At 61.0% G+C, this 16,795-nt stretch carries 17 protein-coding genes; 13 read left to right on the forward strand and 4 right to left on the reverse strand.

The genetic code is table 11. The features are described 5' to 3' along the window. Nucleotides 1–44: 44 nt before the first annotated feature. Nucleotides 45–812 (reverse strand): glycosyltransferase family 2 protein, encoded by a 768-nt coding sequence (locus R8871_RS24610; RefSeq protein ID WP_175052800.1) that lies wholly within the window; start codon nucleotides 810–812, stop codon nucleotides 45–47. Between the two features lie 240 nt (nucleotides 813–1,052). Here R8871_RS24610 and msbA point away from each other — a divergent pair, with 240 nt between their 5' ends. Then, nucleotides 1,053–2,846 carry a lipid A export permease/ATP-binding protein MsbA gene (msbA, locus tag R8871_RS24615; RefSeq protein ID WP_175052801.1) on the forward strand — a complete coding sequence of 598 codons (1,794 nt, stop codon included), beginning with the start codon at nucleotides 1,053–1,055 and terminating at the stop codon, nucleotides 2,844–2,846. Nucleotides 2,847–2,901: 55 nt separating this feature from the next. Here the strand turns inward: msbA and R8871_RS24620 are convergent, their stop codons facing one another. Continuing rightward, entirely contained in the window at nucleotides 2,902–3,993 is a 1,092-nt protein-coding gene (locus R8871_RS24620) for a glycosyltransferase family 9 protein (RefSeq protein ID WP_246287687.1), read from the reverse strand. Between the two features lie 430 nt (nucleotides 3,994–4,423). Between R8871_RS24620 and R8871_RS24625 the strand changes: the two genes are divergently transcribed. From R8871_RS24625 to R8871_RS24635, 3 genes are all read left to right on the forward strand, one after another. Beyond that, complete coding sequence (locus R8871_RS24625) at nucleotides 4,424–5,593, forward strand: O-antigen ligase family protein (RefSeq protein WP_322789525.1); 1,170 nt, start codon at nucleotides 4,424–4,426, stop codon at nucleotides 5,591–5,593. 16 nt (nucleotides 5,594–5,609) lie between these two features. Next, the gene (locus tag R8871_RS24630; RefSeq protein WP_175052803.1) at nucleotides 5,610–6,530 is read left to right on the forward strand and encodes a glycosyltransferase family 2 protein; all 921 of its coding nucleotides are present in this window, start codon (nucleotides 5,610–5,612) and stop codon (nucleotides 6,528–6,530) included. A 175-nt stretch (nucleotides 6,531–6,705) separates the two neighbouring features. Then, nucleotides 6,706–7,551: a glycosyltransferase family 2 protein gene (locus tag R8871_RS24635; protein ID WP_175052804.1), complete on the forward strand. Its 846-nt coding sequence runs from the start codon at nucleotides 6,706–6,708 to the stop codon at nucleotides 7,549–7,551. Between the two features lie 22 nt (nucleotides 7,552–7,573). Here R8871_RS24635 and R8871_RS24640 read toward each other — a convergent pair whose 3' ends face one another. Next, on the reverse strand, nucleotides 7,574–7,894 hold the full coding sequence (locus tag R8871_RS24640; protein ID WP_175052805.1) for a hypothetical protein: 321 nt from the start codon (nucleotides 7,892–7,894) through the stop codon (nucleotides 7,574–7,576). Nucleotides 7,895–8,175: 281 nt separating this feature from the next. Here R8871_RS24640 and R8871_RS24645 point away from each other — a divergent pair, with 281 nt between their 5' ends. The 6 genes from R8871_RS24645 (at nucleotide 8,176) to R8871_RS24670 (ending at nucleotide 13,320) form a co-directional block, all read left to right on the forward strand. Then, on the forward strand, nucleotides 8,176–9,099 hold the full coding sequence (locus R8871_RS24645) for a recombination-associated protein RdgC (protein WP_093639465.1): 924 nt from the start codon (nucleotides 8,176–8,178) through the stop codon (nucleotides 9,097–9,099). A gap of 238 nt (nucleotides 9,100–9,337) precedes the next feature. Then, nucleotides 9,338–9,700, forward strand: a complete 363-nt coding sequence (locus R8871_RS24650; RefSeq protein WP_175052806.1) for a superantigen-like protein SSL4 — start codon at nucleotides 9,338–9,340, stop codon at nucleotides 9,698–9,700. A 182-nt stretch (nucleotides 9,701–9,882) separates the two neighbouring features. Beyond that, nucleotides 9,883–11,289, forward strand: a complete 1,407-nt coding sequence (locus tag R8871_RS24655; RefSeq protein ID WP_175052807.1) for an HdeD family acid-resistance protein — start codon at nucleotides 9,883–9,885, stop codon at nucleotides 11,287–11,289. 621 nt (nucleotides 11,290–11,910) lie between these two features. Then, complete coding sequence (locus tag R8871_RS24660; protein WP_175052808.1) at nucleotides 11,911–12,486, forward strand: hypothetical protein; 576 nt, start codon at nucleotides 11,911–11,913, stop codon at nucleotides 12,484–12,486. 92 nt (nucleotides 12,487–12,578) lie between these two features. After that, a complete protein-coding gene (locus tag R8871_RS24665) occupies nucleotides 12,579–13,067 on the forward strand; it encodes a hypothetical protein (RefSeq protein ID WP_175052809.1) in 489 nt (162 codons plus the stop codon). Beyond that, nucleotides 13,060–13,320, forward strand: coding sequence for a hypothetical protein (locus tag R8871_RS24670; RefSeq protein WP_246287689.1), 261 nt, complete (start codon nucleotides 13,060–13,062; stop codon nucleotides 13,318–13,320). Before R8871_RS24665 ends, R8871_RS24670 begins: the two co-directional genes overlap by 8 nt. A gap of 134 nt (nucleotides 13,321–13,454) precedes the next feature. Here the strand turns inward: R8871_RS24670 and R8871_RS24675 are convergent, their stop codons facing one another. Next, a complete protein-coding gene (locus tag R8871_RS24675; protein WP_175052811.1) occupies nucleotides 13,455–14,174 on the reverse strand; it encodes a glycosyltransferase family A protein in 720 nt (239 codons plus the stop codon). 320 nt (nucleotides 14,175–14,494) lie between these two features. Between R8871_RS24675 and R8871_RS24680 the strand changes: the two genes are divergently transcribed. The 3 genes from R8871_RS24680 to R8871_RS24690 all read left to right on the forward strand — a co-directional run bounded on the left by R8871_RS24680 (nucleotide 14,495) and on the right by R8871_RS24690 (nucleotide 16,763). Continuing rightward, the gene (locus R8871_RS24680; RefSeq protein WP_175052812.1) at nucleotides 14,495–15,403 is read left to right on the forward strand and encodes a transglutaminase family protein; all 909 of its coding nucleotides are present in this window, start codon (nucleotides 14,495–14,497) and stop codon (nucleotides 15,401–15,403) included. Between the two features lie 113 nt (nucleotides 15,404–15,516). Then, nucleotides 15,517–16,320, forward strand: a complete 804-nt coding sequence (locus tag R8871_RS24685; protein ID WP_175052813.1) for a transglutaminase-like domain-containing protein — start codon at nucleotides 15,517–15,519, stop codon at nucleotides 16,318–16,320. A gap of 125 nt (nucleotides 16,321–16,445) precedes the next feature. Then, nucleotides 16,446–16,763 (forward strand): hypothetical protein, encoded by a 318-nt coding sequence (locus tag R8871_RS24690; RefSeq protein WP_175052814.1) that lies wholly within the window; start codon nucleotides 16,446–16,448, stop codon nucleotides 16,761–16,763. Nucleotides 16,764–16,795: the final 32 nt, after the last annotated feature.

The raw sequence follows: 16,795 nt of genomic DNA on the forward strand, positions 1-16,795 counted from the left end.
ATCTGACCGTTGCCAAAGAATGCAGTGTGGCGACAGTGAGCCGATCACTCCTCGCGCCGCGTCTGTTCCCCCATACGCGCCAGCTTCAGAAACCGGTAGTACACCGTTTCGGCATTGAACACCGCGATCATAAAACCCGCGCGGCCGTCGAGAAATCCACGCCGCAGCACATAGGTCCGCACGAACGCCCACGCGCCGCGCCCGAGCGCCTTGCCAAAACTGCCGCGTTTGCCGGCGGCGTGACGTTGCTGCGCACCCGCTGTCGAATACGCGTCGAGCTTGCGCAATACGCCTTCGAAGTCCTCATAGGAGTAGTGCATCAGCTTGCCGGTCAGGCGCTGCGACGGCGTGTCGAATACGAGGCGCTCGTGCACGAGGTCGTCGGAGAAACGCGCGGCGCCACGTTTGAACAGGCGCGGAATCCAGTCCGGATACCAGCCGCTGTGATGAATCCAGTGGCCGCAAAAGCTCGACAGCCGGTCCACCGCGTAGACGTCGGCGGTGGGCGCGGCCAGCGTCGCGCGGATTGCCGCGGCCAGTTCCGGCGTGACGATTTCGTCGGCGTCGAGCGAGAGAATCCAGCTGGTGGTCAGCGCGTCCACGGCGCGGTTTTTTTGTGGACCGAAGCCGGGCCAGTCGGTTTGCTCCAGCACGCGCGCGCCGTGTGCCCTGGCGATCTCGGCGGTACCGTCGGTGCTGCCGCCGTCGATCACGACGATCTGATCGGCGAACGCCACGGCCTGCAGGCATTCGGCCAGTCGCGCCGCCGCGTTTTTGGTGATGATGGCGACGCCGAGGGTGGTTTCTTGCATACCTGAATTGCGTGGAGGGTGCAGGGTGGCGAAATGGGTCGCGCAAGTATACACAGCGCGCGGTGGCCGTGGCCGTACGTGTCCGCGGGCCGCTGTCGGCCTGTGAATCCGGCCGGATCTGGTCAATTCATCACTACCGGCCGCACAATCCGCAACCGTTTACAATGCCGTATTTAATTTTACGTGCAGCGGGCATTCCGCCCCTTGCGCGGATGCAGTCCCGCATTCCCAGAGGATTCCTTGAGCGCGAAGCCTACGTTAAGCAAACCCATCGGTTCAGGTGAGGCATCGTCGCCTGCCGTCGTCTTCCGGCGCTTGTGGCCATATATCAAGCCGCTGTTGTGGGTGGTGGTCGGCGCGATCGTCGCAATGGCGGTGAGCGCCGGCACCGACGCAGCGATCCCCGCCTTGCTCAAACCGCTGCTGGACAAGGGTTTCGGCGCACATGCCAACGACAACGCCAAGTGGTTCGTGCCGGCCGCGGTGATCGGCCTCGCGCTGATTCGCGGCGTGTCGCAATACGCTTCGGGTTATCTGCTTGCCTACGTATCGAACAAGATCCTGCTCGATCTGCGCCTGAAGATGTTCGATCGCATGATCCACACGAGCGTGGCGTTCTTCCAGCGCGAAACCGCGAGCACGGTGATCAACGCGATCGTGTTCGAGGTGAACCAGATTCTCAACGTGTTGTTGAGCGTGCTGGTCACGCTGGTGCGCGATTCGCTGACGGTGGTCTTCCTGCTCGGCTACCTGTTTTATCTGAACTGGCGTCTGACGCTGATCGTCGCGGTGCTGCTGCCGGGGATTGGCTGGCTGGTGGGCAAGATCAACCGCCGTTTGCGGCGCCTGAACCGCGAGCATCAACTGCTGACCAACGAACTGTCGTACATCGTCGAAGAGACAGTGGGCGGCTACAAGGTCGTGAAGGTGCACAACGGCGAGCAGTACGAGACGGACCGCTTCACGGCGATGAGCAAGCGTCTGCGCGGCTACGCCATGCGCATGACCGTCTCCGGCGGCCTCGCGCAGCCGTTGACGCAGTTCCTCGCGTCGATCGCGCTTGCCGTGGTGATTACGATTGCCGTGGTGCAGTCGTCGTCGGATCAGACTACGGTGGGCGGCTTTGTGGCGTTCGTCACGTCGATGCTGCTGATCATCTCGCCGCTTAAGCACCTGATGGACGTGAACCAGCCGCTGCAACGCGGCATGACGGCGTGCGAGCTGATTTTCGGCCTGATCGACGAGCCCTCCGAACCGGAAGGCGGCGGCAAGCCGCTTGACCGCGCTCACGGCGAAGTGGAATTCCGCAACGTATCGTTCACCTACGGCAGCAATGCCACGCATGGCCGCAACACGCTCGACCAGGTGTCGTTCAAGGTGGCGCCGGGCGAAATGGTGGCGCTTGCAGGGCCGTCGGGCAGCGGCAAGACCACGCTGGTGAATCTGCTGCCGCGCTTTTTCGATCCGACCGGCGGGGAGATTCTGGTCGACGGTGTCGCGCTGCCTGAATACGGCCTGCACGCGCTGCGTAGCCAGATCGCGATGGTGAGCCAGGACGTGGTGCTGTTCAACGATACGGTGGCGAACAACGTTGCTTATGGCCAGCCGGCCGATCCGGACAAGGTCAAGGCGGCGCTGCGCGCGGCTAACCTTTGGGACACCGTCGAGGCGATGCCCTCGGGCATCGATACGCTGGTCGGCGACAACGGCATGATGCTCTCGGGCGGCCAACGCCAGCGTCTGGCGATCGCGCGCGCGATCTACAAGGACGCGCCGATCCTGATTCTCGACGAAGCCACCTCAGCGCTGGATTCGGAATCCGAACGCCACGTGCAGGCGGCGCTGGAAACCTTGATGAAGGGCCGGACCACGCTCGTGATCGCGCACCGTTTGTCGACTATCGAACGCGCCGACCGGATTCTGGTGATGGATGCAGGGCACATCGTCGAGCGCGGTAGCCATCGCGAGCTGCTGGCGCAAGGCGGGCTGTACGCGCATTTGCATCGCATCCAGTTCCAGCAGGACGCAGCGTAAGAAGCGTCGGTCGGGCGCGCGGCCTGTGTCCGCGCCCGAGCCCGACCCGGCAGCATCAGGCGAATTCGCGCCTGAACGGCTGTGACAACTGTTTGCCGATCGCGCCCATCACCTCTGCCGGCGCGATCTCGTCGACGCCGCTGGTGCTCTGGATGCCGATCGAATGGCATTGCCCGGTAAGCCGTAGATAGGGCGGCTCGCGGTCGGAAAAGAGCGAAACGCTTGGCGTCGGTGTCGAATGCGCAACATGCATCAAGCCGCCATCCGCGCCTACGAACAAGGCGGCCTTCGACACCACCTCCCGCGACTGCAACAGCGTCAACTGGCCGACGCACGAACTGACTTCGAGCCGGCTGAAACGCTGTTCGAGCAGCTCACGCGCCATCGCCAACCCGTTGTCCGACCCGACCAGCACGACGTGCTTCGGCATGTCGCCGTGCGTGGAGCGGTCGATGAGTTCGAGCAGCGCGCCCCAGTGTCGATACGTGCGATTCGCATCCAGCCCGCCGATCGCCAGCACGAGGAACTGCCCGTCCGGCAGGAAAGGGAGCACCGACTCGCGAGTGTGAGCATTTGCCGTGAGATACGGCTTGCTCATCGCGACGATTTCTTCCGGCGAATGGCCGAGCGCAAACACGTCGTTGACCGCGGCGTGGCTGAAGCAGGTCTGATTGCGATCCGGCCCGAAGAAATACTGGAACAGACAGGCGTACGGCAAGTGCTTGAAGTGCCGGCTTTTCAGCTTGATCGACGGCAGGTTGTACTCCGACATCAGGATCGCGTCGTATTGCCGCCCCTCGAGCGCACCCAGGTCGGAAAACACGTTCCCGAAGACGTCGTCCTCTTCGAACAGCGTGTGCAGGTTCGGCAGCGTGAACAGGTCGATCTCGACGCCGTGCCCCTTTAGCAGCGCGCGCCCGGACATGTCCATGGTCGCGTCGCCGAAATTGCGCTTGCCGGTGTAGATCCAGAGCAGCCGCTTCGCCGTTGCGGCGCTGGCTAGTTCAAGGCGCGTCTGTCCATGCCATTTCAGCAGCAAATGCTTGTGCAGGTACTTCTTGACGATTTTCGCGCGCGGCGTCTTTTGCAGAAATGTCTCAGGCTCGTGAGCAACACCCGCATACGGAATGCGGGTGGAGCGGGTCACGGCCGTCTCTACGATTCTTTTCAGGGCGCCGGGTGCGCTGCGATAGAGCGCGCGCATCAATCGATTCATTGCTGAGATGGCGAGGTATGGCCAGAATGTGGGGCGACTTGAGGACCTGGCCCGTGTACGGGCGGTGGTGGCCGGTCGTGGCGGCCGACCGGTATCTTACCAATATCCCGGCGGGGCGCGCACAAGCCGTCGGATTAGTCGGATAGGCACGCGAACCCGGTACAATACCGGGGCCAACATCCCGGTCGCACGCCAGTTGTCGCGCGGCCGGTTAAATTCATAAGACATGTCGACGCCCGCCAAACAATCTTCCCTGAGCGTCAACTTACGAAGCCTGCTGCCAGCGTTATTCCTCCTCACGTATCCATCGGCCACCCTGCTGATACACGGTGGTGGGAGCGCACTATCGATCGCGGCAGTGATGGTCTCGCTCGTATTGCTCGCCTTGCCCAGAAACTGGGGCGGCCTGCGGCCGCTGCAGTGGGATCGTGTCGACGTCGCGCTCTGCATCGCCACCGCGTCCCCGTTTCTGGCGGTGCTGCTCGGCGGCGCCTGGCATGGCGCGGTCGTCGCCAGTACGCTCGATTCACCTTCCCGATTCTTTGCTGCCGCACCGCTCTTTCTGGTGTTGCGGCGTGCCTTGCCGCGCACCCTCGCCTGGGCCGACCTGTCGTTCGCGCTGGCGGGGCTGGCGGCGCTCGGCATTCTGCTGATCGCGCCGCGCGACTGGGGTTTCGGCCGGCTCAGCAGCCAGTTCCTGAACCCGATTCACTTCGGCGACATCGCCCTGGTAATGGGCGCGCTGTCCGTGCTTTCGCTGAACTGGTGGCGCAAGGACCGGCTGGCGGTACGCGTCGTCAAGATGGCAGGGTTGTTCGCGGGACTGGCCGCGTCGCTGATAACCGGCTCGCGCGGCGGATGGATCGCGATTCCGGTGGTCGCGGCGATGATCCTGTATGCGCGCAGCCGCGGCAAATCGCGCCGGTGGAAGGTGTTGCTGCCGGCTGCGATCGTCGCGATCCTCGTCGGCGTGTACGTATTCTCGCCGACCGCACGCGACCGCGTCGGCGACGTCTCGTCGGATATCGTTCAGTACACGCACGGCAACAAGGACACGCCGCTCGGGATTCGCCTGCAGCTTTACGAGGCGGCGGCACGGATCGTGGAGAACCATCCGCTGCTGGGCCTCGGCGGCGATGGCTTCCGTGACAGCATGGAGTCGTTCGCCAAGTCGGGCCTGCTGACGCCAGCCGCCGCGCAATTGGGCCGGGGCGAGACGCACAATCAGCTGTTCGCTTACATGACCGATTACGGCATTGTCGGCGGTCTTGCGCTGCTGTCGATCTACGTCGTGCCCGGAGCGATCTTCTGGCGGCGCCTGAACGCGCCAACCGTGCCGGCGCGGCGCGCGGCCCTGATGGGACTGACTTTCGTCGTCGCGTTCTGGATTTTCGGGCTGACAGTCGAAACTTTCGATCTGAAGGTGACCGTGTCGTTCTACGCGTCGGTCATTGCGATCCTTGCGGCGGCTTCCGCCTATGCGGACCGTCGCGGGCAGTATCACGACGTTCAGCGCGAACCTCTTCAATGAAACCTGACGTCATCCCATGTTCAGTATCCTGATTCCGAGCTGGAACAACCTGCCGTATCTGAAGCTGTGCATCGACAGCATCCGGCGTCATTCGGCGTTCGATCACGAGATCATCGTGCACGTCAACGAAGGCAGCGACGGCACGCTCGAATGGGTCCGCGCGGAAGGCATCCGCCACACCTGGAGCAAGGGTAACGTCGGCGTGTGCCTCGCATTGAACGACGCCGCGCGCCTCGCCACGCTCGACTGGATTCTGTTCCTGAACGACGACATGTTCTGCACACCGGGCTGGGACCTCGCCTTTGAGGCGAACCTGCGCACGCTCGGCCACTCGTCGGCCTATCTGTCGTCGGTGCTGATCGAGCCGACCGACACCGGCAATGCGAACGTGACCACCGCCAATTTCGGCACCGGGCCCGACAATTTCGACGAAACCGGCCTGCTCAGCTATGCCGCCGGCATGCAGCAGGTTGATCGCGACGGCGTCGCGCTGCAGCCGATGCTGATCAGCCGCCAGTTGTGGCACGCGGTAGGCGGCTACAGCATCGAATTCGGCCCCGGCATGAGCAGCGACGACGACTTCCTGATGAAGCTGTGGCTGGTCGGCTGCCGGGTGTTCCGCTCGGTGGGCGCGAGCCGCATCTATCATTTCGGCTGCAAGTCCACCGGACGAATCCGCCGCAACCGCGGTGGCCGCGAGTTCCTGATGAAGTGGGGGATTTCGCAGCGCGACTTCACGCGCGGGTATATTCGCCAGACGGCGAGCGCCGCGCCCGGCACGCTGCCGAATATTCCGCGCGCGCCGTTCAGAAGCCGTTTCAAGCGGGTACTGTATGCGCTCGGCCGCTACCCGTTCGAAGATCTGGAAGGCTGGGAGCCGGACTTACCTGCGAAGCTGACGTTCAAGAAGCCGTTCGGCAGCAAGAACGACGGCTAGGCTAAAAACCTGGTCGATAAGCTGGTCAATAAGCTGGCCGAGAAGTTGACCGATAAGCTGACCGGGAAGTCGACCAGAAAGCAGGCCGCAGATCGCAACCCGCGGCAATCGATCCGCGCAGCCGCCGATAGATGCGAACCGCTCGTGCGGGCAACCACCACGGAAATCACATTCGATGTTCTCAATCATCATCCCGACCTGGAACAATCTGCCTTATCTGCGGCTCGTGATCGAGAGCCTGCGGCGTCATTCCACGCACACGCATCAGATCATCGTGCACGTGAATGACGGCTCGGACGGCACGCTGGCCTGGGTGCGCGACGAGGGGATCGAACACACTGCGTCGCCTGGCAATATCGGCATCTGTCACGCGGTCAATATCGCGGCGGCGCGCGCCACGCAGGACTACATCGTCTACATGAACGACGACATGTACTGCTGCCCTGGCTGGGACGACGCGCTCGTCAAACGCCTCGCGCAGATGCCGGCCGACAACCTGTTCATGCTATCGGGAACGATGATCGAACCGGTCGACTCCGGCAATCCGTGCGTCGTTGTGCAGAATTTCGGCCGCGACGTGGAAAATTTCCGCGCCGACGAACTGGTGGCCGCCACGCCGACACTCGTGCGCGCCGACTGGCGTGGCGCCACGTGGCCGCCGACGCTCGTGCATCGCGATTGGTGGTACAAGCTCGGCGGCTATAGCAGCGAATTGAGTCCCGGCATGAGCAGCGACAACGATTTCTCGATGAAGCTGTGGGATGCCGGTTGCCGGGTGTTTCTCGGCGTGGGCGACAGTCTGGTTTATCACTTTCAGCAGAAGAGCACGGGCAAGGTCGTCAAGAACGATGGACGCCGTCAGTTCCTGAACAAGTGGGGCATGACGCAGGCCACCTTCGACCGTTATTTTCTGCGGCGCGGCACAGCGGTGGAAGGCGCTCAGGCGGTCACCGAACCCGAGCGCACCGGCCGCTTGCGGCGCGCGCTGCTCAAGTCGCGCATCAAGCGTGCGTTTAGCTGAAGCAGGCGCCAAAGAAGGGGCGTTAGACGCCGCCCGTCACCAGCGGCAGCACCGTTAAATCCGGGTGTGTGCCGTCGACGATGCTGCGGCCCACATGCACCCCCTCGTAGAGCGCTTCTTCCACGCTGGCGAAGCTCTCTTCGCCATCCGGGTGGAACGGCACCGCATGCCCGGGGATCGCCGGGTCGGCGCCCGGATGGCACACGTAGCCGACGTAGGTGCAGCGGTTATCCGGCACGGCCGACGGCCTCGTTTCGTCGGGCGGGTTTTTCGGGAAGGGCGCCACGTGAATTTCGAAACCCTCGTACTCCACCATCTGCCAAGGTGCGGTTTCATCGGCCATGGCCGCCTCCGTCTTTGTCGTGCGCTTCCCAAAAAGTCTAGGTGATTTGAACGTAAAGCGTGCCATAAGACTGATGAGGCTAAACCACTATGGTTTGCACATCGCGTTGTTCGAGTTGCGTTGATAGTCGATCTGTCGCTTAATAGTTTTCTCGGGTTTCATTTGAAAATGACCGTGCAGCGGCGTTGCATCGGCGTCGAGCGTGTGGGTACTTGCCCGGCCGCGCCATCTTCTCCACGTCATATAGAATGACGCGCTTTGCCCATACAAGACCCCCGCCAATGTGGTTCAAAAACCTTCAGTTGCACCGTCTTCCCGCTCCGTGGTCTGTCACCCCTGAACAAATGGAGAAATGGCTCGCGCCGCACGCGTTCGCGCCCGGCAACAGCGTCGAGATGCAAAGCCACGGTTGGGCCTCGCCGCGCGACAACGACTCGCTGGTGTATTCGCTCAATGGCCAGATGCTGCTGACGTTTCGCGCCGAAAAGAAACTGCTGCCGGCTTCGGTCGTCACGCAAGTGACCAAGGCGCGTGCGCTCGAACTCGAAGAGCAGCAAGGCTTCAAACCTGGCCGCAAGCAGATGCGCGAACTCAAGGAGCAGGTGACTGACGAGTTGCTGCCGCGCGCTTTCAGCATTCGCCGCGATACGCGCGTGTGGATCGATACCAAAAACGGCTGGCTCGTGATCGACGCGGGCTCGCAAGCGGTCGCCGACGAAGTGCGCGGCCTGCTGGTGAAGTCGATCGATCAACTGCCGCTCGGCACCGTGCGCGTCACCCAATCGCCGGTTGCGGCGATGACGGAGTGGCTGCTTTCCGGTGAAGGTCCCGCGGGTTTCACGCTCGACCAGGACACCGAATTGCGCTCGCCGACCGAAGGCAACGCGACCGTGCGCTATGTTGGACATACTTTGGATGCCGAAGATATGCGCCGTCATATCGAAGCCGGCAAGCAATGCATGCGGCTCGCGATGACGTGGAACGATCGCGTGTCGTTCGTGCTGACGCCTTCTTTGATTATCAAGCGCATCGCGCCGCTCGACGTCCTCAAGGAAGCGAGCGACCCGACCGCGCAGAACGACGACGAACGCTTCGATTCCGACGTCACGCTGATGACCGCTGAACTCGATCGCATGCTGTGCGATCTGCTCGACGCATTGGGCGGCGAGCAGGGCGTGGAAATGCCGCAAGCCGCGGCTGCGTGAATGACGTTTGCTTGATCTGCGGTTATCCGCTATAGGCCGGCGCGTTGAGAATACTTCGTGCCGGCACTTATTAAGCCAGATTACGGTTATCTGAATCTGGCTTAATAAAATTTACCCTTCATGTCCGGGCCGTCACACTGCTTGTGCTGACGGTGCAAGCCGTCAGGAGCCTTCCGAACCACTGACGCGCGCCACGCCTTCCATCATGCGGGTCGCGTCATCCTGACCAGGACTCGACATGAAAATCGCCCACTTGATGATCGCCATCGGCCTTGCCTGTGCCGCCTCCGCATCCGTCACCTCTACTGCCATGGCTGCCAATGCGACGTATCCATCCACGCCGCTGCCTGCATACGCGCAGGACGAATTGCAGAAGGTGATCGACGACGCAACGGGGCCGTTGCCCGCTGCACAGACTTCATTGCCTGCGCCACAAAACGCGGCAACCCCGCCGCAAAGCGCCAACATGCTGCCGAACGGTCCTTATGTCACTCCGCGCGTCACGCCACACGATGATGAAGCGCATGCAACCGCGAGTGCGAGCAAGCGCGGTGCACGTCCGTCGAAGGCGCATCGGCATGAGCGTCACAAGTACGTCTGAGAAACTTGCTCCGATCGTGCGGCGCCGACACGCGATGCGCCAATACAGGATGCTTTCGCGAAGCGGCGCTGCGTGAACGCATCACCACGCGCATACCGCCGCTACACCGGACCCGTCCGCGCCCGCGCGGTGAAAGTGGTTAAGATTGCGTTCAGAAAGGCGTCGATCACGGAGAGTTCGCGATGGTTCGGCTGGTCATGATCCTGCTGGGTGTCGATTACCTGCGCACGCGCTGGCGCTCGTTGCAGTTGATAGGCTGGGTGAGCCTGGTGCTCGGGGTGGTGGTGTTCATCGACGCACTCGATAGCGCGCTCTATTTTCCGATCACACCGTTTGCATTGTTGCTGTTGCTCGAAGGGCTCGCCACGCTGACCGTCGCGTGGACCGGCATGGGCGGGCAACGCACGCTGCGCTATGTGAAGGGCATCGCATTCTGCGTTGCGGCGGCGCTGATTCTCGCCGGGCATCATCACGGCAACTTCATTCTGTCGATGATCTTCGGCACGCTCTTTCTGGCCGACGGTCTGCTGCAGATCGTCTCGGCGAAGGTCGTTCGTTATCGCACCTGGCGGCTCGCGATGATCGGCGGGGGCGTTGAAATCGCGCTGGCGGTTTTCTTCTATCAACCTTATCCGACGCACTATGTGGGGACCGTGCCGTACTGTCTCGGCCTCGGTCTGATATTCGGCGGCTGGAACATGATTTTGCTGAGTACGCGCGTGCGGCGTCTCGCGTCGAATCCCGCGGTGGCGTCGGATGATGCAAGCGCGGATGCCGCCAACTCCGCCGCGAGTGCGGTTGCGCCCGGCCGCTTGAGCGCGGTGGAATGGGACGGCCCGCCCACCGCCGATGAAGACGCGTTGACCGTGCACGTGTGGACGCCGGTCGGCTCGGCCAAGGGCGAGGCGCGGCGGCAGTTGATTGTCGATCGCTATATCGCGGCGGTGGATCGTAACGGTGTGATATCGACTGGACATGCGGCGCTCGAATCGCCTGAAGGCATCTACATCAGCTTGTATCCGGGTGTCGAAATCGATCGTTCGCCCGACGATTTCGCGCGGCTCCTGCGCGCGACGCGCGAGAACGACGTGCCCGGAGTATTCCAGCCCGATTACCCGACCGAATCGAAAGCGTGGTGTCCCTCCACGGTTCAGGTGCGCATACGCAATTACGATCCCGCGCGCCTGCGCCGCTTCTGGGACACCTATCGACAGGACACGACCTACAACCTGACACACCGCAATTGCTCGAGCAGCGTATCGCGCGCACTGGAAGCGGCAATCGAAGGTGCGTCGGCGCGCGTATGGGGCAGCCTTGGCGGCTGGCGACCGTTTCTGCGGGTGATTACGACGCCGGAGTTGTGGGTGGCCGCGCAACTGCGCAAACGCGCTGCGACGATGGCGTGGACACCGGGCCTCACGCTCGACTATGCCCGCGCGCTTAGTATGCTTGCCGACCCGCGTCCGTCGGGCTGGGTGAAGATGGCGCGTCTTGCCGTGCGCCGCATGGTCCGCTCGCGGCAGCAATGGCGTGAGGAAGAGCGCAGTGCGCCGGCTGCACAGGAAGCCGGGCGCGGGCATGGTGCGTGATTGATGTGCTTGACGCCGGCGGGCGGCGACTGGCGGCGCCGGAGATTGGACGGCGAGATACAGTCCCAGCCGCGATTGATCGACAACTCAGCCGCAACCACCGCGCGACACGGATAGGCGCCGCGCATGCCCACGTTCGCCGTAGCGGTAAAAAAAGCAAGCGTATCAAAAGGTTGCCGATTTTGCCGGGCAGTTATGCACAGCCTTATGAACGAAAACTGTGGATAAAGTTGACCCCGCGATGCACAAGTCCCACAAACATCTATCCCCGTTTCAGTTCAACAATTTAGGTGTTGGCACACGGCTTCCGGCTGTGCGTAGCATAAGGACACCGCAGGTGTCTCGTGGGGAATCTCGGGGAAAAACGTTCGCCCTACAGGCGTCAGAGTTAGTGCCTATCTCGGGCTAAGATAATTAGGATTACAAATTGCATAATGTGAAATGTGCCGTCGCGCCGCGCATCTACACGGTTGCGGCAGGGAGATAAGAGTGCGACAAGGCGTGGTGTGTACTCGCGGAGGATGGCGGGCAGCGTGCGCAATGGTCCTGCGACAGTTTGATAACAATTGGAAAACGGTTGGATGATAGATTGGTGATCCAGCACATATCAGAGATCGAAGCTTGAATATTTCGCAATTTCAATGGGCAATTGTCGCTATCGGCATGGTCGTTGGCTTAAGTGTGACGCGAATCCTTTCTGGAATGATTGCGGCGTTTCGCTCCCGAGCCAATGCAGCCCCCGATTTGAGGTCTGTGGTTTGGGCGATCTGCATTTTTCTGCTAGAGCTTGAGCTATGGTGGGGACTATCCGATTTGCGGACGATCATCAAGGAGTGGACGTTCCCAATCTTTCTGTTGTTTATCTCTTCGCCGCTGCTCCTGTTTATTGCGGCTGCCTTGATTTTGCCTTTGCACGAGTTGCGTGTTGACGAAGACCATCGGAGTATCTTCCGAAGTAACGGTCGTTGGGCGTTGTTTGCCATCAGCGCGTACTATTTTGAATCACTGTGTCAAACGCTTTACTTCTGGAAGGCTCCGTTGATCTCGACATGGGGCGCGATCAACGTCGCCCTGGTTGTCTTGCCCGTGTTTGCTTTTTTTACCCGGGGATACAAGGGGTGGGTTATCACGAGTTCTGCCCTTGTGCTGACCATTCTGTTTGTATTCCTTGACATTCTCATACCCGCACCAGTTTGATTGCTGAAGCCTGATAAGCGGTAAGGTGGAGAGCACGGTGCGTTGGCACGCTAGGGGGGAGGTGACAGCCGATCAGTGACGCTGAGCTAGGCGTGTGGCTCACTAACTGGGAGTTGGGCAATGACCCGGTTGCGCCACCGCCAATGCTCACGGGAATCAAGGCCGAGGCCGGGGTCTTCGTTCCCGATATGTGCGTTGAATGTTATATGGCGTGGAAAGCCGAGCCGGTGGGGAAACTCTTTGGTAGTGAGCTGAGCGCTATAGTTCCAGCATGGGGCGAGACAACGGAACTGATGCTGAGCGATCAGGCGCAGGTTCCTTACCCGGTGCTTGTGCCGGATCTGACCAGTTCCGCGAAGAGGGCGACGCTCTACAGCAGCCTGTTCAAGGGGGGCAGCGGTGACGGTGGAATCGTTAAATGCGGTGGTAGGAGTCTCATGAGGGCAAGTGCTATGCTCAGTATGAAAACGACAGAGATGAATGCCGTCTCCTGGCCGGGCCAAGAGGGAAGCGAAACTGGGCCCTATGCTTGGCGAACGCTTTTGACAGATATCAACAATGCAGGGGGTATTGATGCTTAAACGTCCGCCGTATTCAATGGTTGTCACCTACGTCGAAAATCCACAACAGTTGATCATGCAAGTTGTTGAGTCAGCTAGGGTGACTCCGCTTTTGGTCGAGTGTATGGAAGTACCATTCTTTGTGGATGACGAAGAGTTCGAATTCGACGATGAATTAGCGCGACAGCTCGGCGTTGCAATGCTTAACGTGATCGCGGAGGGGCGGCCTGAGGTTAAGAAGCGTTTAAACGTCACGCAGCACCCAATTGACTAGTCATCAGAAGAGTAGTTGATCGGATGTTGTGCGCCATGACCGACCGACGTTTGGTCATGGCGCCAAGGCGAAGCGGACGGCCGCGCTGCGCAAGCTGCCACACATGATTTTGTGTACAAACGACTGCCATCACATCACCGGCCGGATGCTCCACCCATCGCCTTATATTGCGCGTAACTAACCATCTGAAAATGCTCGTGGCCCGGCAGTTTTGCAATGACCTTTGAGTCGTCGGGCGGAATTTCTCCGAACATCTCGTAGTGAGATGCGAGCGTGCTCACGTAGTTGACGGTTGGCGCGGTGGAGTGGAAATGAAGGTAGCCACCGGCTTGCACGGCTCTCCAGAATACCCTGTCGCCGCTGATGCTTTCGCGCGGGTCCTTGAATAGCCACGCCGCGCATGCGGGAAAGGCGGAGCGAGTAAGGAAAAAACAGTTGGTGTCGTTGAAATCGACCCCGTTGGATTCCTTGCAGACGCCAAGCATACGGCCGTCGGCAGTGAAGATATTTCGAGCTGCCGTGACTACCTGCGCACCCGTTTCCTCGATGATCATGCGCATCGTTTCGACATGGTTTGGTTCATACCAGTTGTCGGCGTCGAGAAAACAGATCGCATCAAATCCATTCGCCGCCGCGCAAGCGGCACCTACGCCGCGAGGTGTATCCCCGTAGTCGGCGTGATTAGGAATCTTGATGTGCACTACACCGGGCCAGCTATCAACGTCGGAGTCAGGGAATCCATCGGCGACCATAAAGTGGGTCACTTCAGCTGCTTGCGTAATGGCGCTTTCGTGACATTTTCGTAAGACGTGACGCGGCTCTTTATAGTAGGCGCTAATGACGGCGACTCGCATGAAGGCTCTTCGTGAGATCAGTGGAGCGGGAGATTGTAGCTATTGGCAACGCATCTCAGGCTATCTCAATGACATGCCGTCCGTGACGCCACCGTGTATACAACGACGGCGCTGCCGTCAAATGAGTGATTTCAACCAATATGGCGGGTGTATGCTCAAAGCGAAAGCTTGTCGATGACAGCACCTCACCACGCTGAACCTTGTTCGTGGCTCTTTCAGGATCAAACCGTGCCGGGCGCCAGCGCCTGCTGCGGCAGCAGGTTTTACCAGCGTGAACGTGATGCTCAGGACGAATCCAGTTGCATCTATCGGCCCGTCAGATGACTGAGCCACAGCGTTTCACGGTGCGTCATGTCAGCGTCTACCGTTACTCGGAACCTGTCCGGTTCGGCGAACACCGGATGATGTTCCGCCCGCGCGCCAGCCACGACCTGCGCCTCGTCACGAACCGCCTGGTGATTACGCCGACTCCGTCGCGGCTGCACTGGCTGCACGACGTGTTCGACAACTCCGTGGCGGTCGCGAGTTTCACGGGCAGGGCGAGTGAATTGCGCTTCGACAGCGAGGCGACGCTCGAACACTTCGAAACGCCCATGCCTGACTACGCGCTTGAACCGTACGCGGTGAACTGGCCGTTCGCGTACACGAACGAGGAAGCGTCCGATCTCGTGAACGCGCGCAGCCGCCAGTATCCCGACCGCGACGTCGATGAGTGGGCGCGGCGCTTCGTTCCCGTGCCGGGCAGCGGCGGTGCGGGTGGCAAGAGCGGCACCGGCGGCACGATGGCGTTGCTGCGCGCGATGACACTCGACATAAAAAGCACGTTTTTCTATGTGCGCCGCACGGAGAAGGGCGTGCACCGTCCTGGTGACACCTTGCGCAACCGTAGCGGCAGTTGCCGCGATTTTGCCGTGCTGATGATGGACGCGGTGCGCTCGCTCGGCCTCGCGGCGCGCTTTGTGAGCGGTTATCTGTTCGTGCCCGACCTACCCGAGCAAGACGCGGTGCAAGGCGGCGGTGCGACGCATGCGTGGCTGCAAATCTATCTGCCGGGCGCCGGCTGGGTCGATTTCGATCCGACCAATAGCATCGTCGGCAATCGCCATCTGATTCGGGTGGCGGTGGCGTGGAACTACTACCAGGCGTTGCCGTTGTGGGGTACATGGCATGGCGCGCCGCATTCGTTTCGCGGTTTGCAGGTCGATGTGAGCGTGACCGAAGGTAAGTGAGAGGCGAGCCGGATGAATGGCTCGTACAAATCGAACGTGTTAGCTGGGAGTGTCAACTCAGGTTGCTCACCGGACGCGTCAACTGAACGTTTCAACTGGAAGAGGGCGTCGCGATGAAATTGCGCGTTGGCTACGAGCTGGTCTATGAGTGTGTGCAACCGACGCCGATGATGCTGATGTTGAACACGCACTATTCGCACGCGAAGGAAGTGCTGAGCCCGGATTTGCTGGCGGTCAATCCGCCGGTGCCGATCAGCCAGTATCGCGACGGCTTCGGCAATTTGTGCAGCCGGATCGTGGCGCCACAGGGGTTGATAGCGTTTTCGACGAGCGCGGTGCTCGAGGTGTCGTCCGAGCCTGAGCGGCGGCCGCCGCTGACCGAGCAGCATCCGGTAGAGGCATTGCCTGACGATACGCTGGTGTTTCTGCTGGGCAGCCGGTATTGCGAAACTGATTTGCTATCCGAATTTGCGTGGCAGACCTTCGGCAAGATGCCGCTCGGACGCGGTCGTGTGGATGCGATCTGCAACTACGTGCATGAACACATTGTGTTTGGCTACGATTTCGCGCGGCCGACCAAGACCGCGTGGCAGGCATGGCAGGAGAGAAAGGGCGTGTGCCGGGATTTCGCGCATCTGGCCGTGGCGCTGTGCCGCGCGATGAATATCCCGGCACGCTATTGCACGGGCTATATCAGCGATGTCGGCACGCCGCCGCCCTACGCGACGATGGATTTTGCCGCGTGGTTCGAAGCGTATGTTGGGGGCTGCTGGCAGACCTTCGATCCGCGGAATAATGTGCCGCGTACGGGGCGCGTTTTGATGGCTCGGGGAAGAGATGCGGCTGACGTCGCGATCAGCAATGCGTTTGGCGCGACACAGCTAATGAAGTTCGATGTTGTCTGTCAGGCGATATAGATTCTGCTGCCGGTAAAGGCCAAAACAGACCCCAAAAGGCCAAAAAAGGCTTAAAGTTTTTCGCGTGAAATGCCGTAAAAACCGGAATCGCTACTCGCGCCGCGAGCCGATTCCGGACCCATATGATGCCCCGCAACACAGCCACCACGTTAGTGGCAATCCTGCTGGCAGCGCCAGCGTCAACCGCATGGCCAACGGAGCTGGCTTCGATCCCGGTCAGTCTGACCGTGCAGGAAACCTGCGTCATCCAGTCGGTGGACGCGGCGATCACCGTCGCGAATCAACCGGCGGTTTCCTGCCTGCACGGGGCGCCGTTCCAGATATCGCAGGTCGCATTCGACCCCGCCGCGCCAGACGAAACAACGCGAAATCAGGCGCAGCCAGTGCAATTCGTCGCCACCCACGGCGGCGCCCGGCAAACGATCTGGACGATCAACTTCTAGAAATCGCGCTTTGCCCTTCGCCCTTCGCCCTT

This window comes from Paraburkholderia sediminicola, assembly GCF_902859805.1.
Classification (GTDB): domain Bacteria; phylum Pseudomonadota; class Gammaproteobacteria; order Burkholderiales; family Burkholderiaceae; genus Paraburkholderia; species Paraburkholderia sediminicola.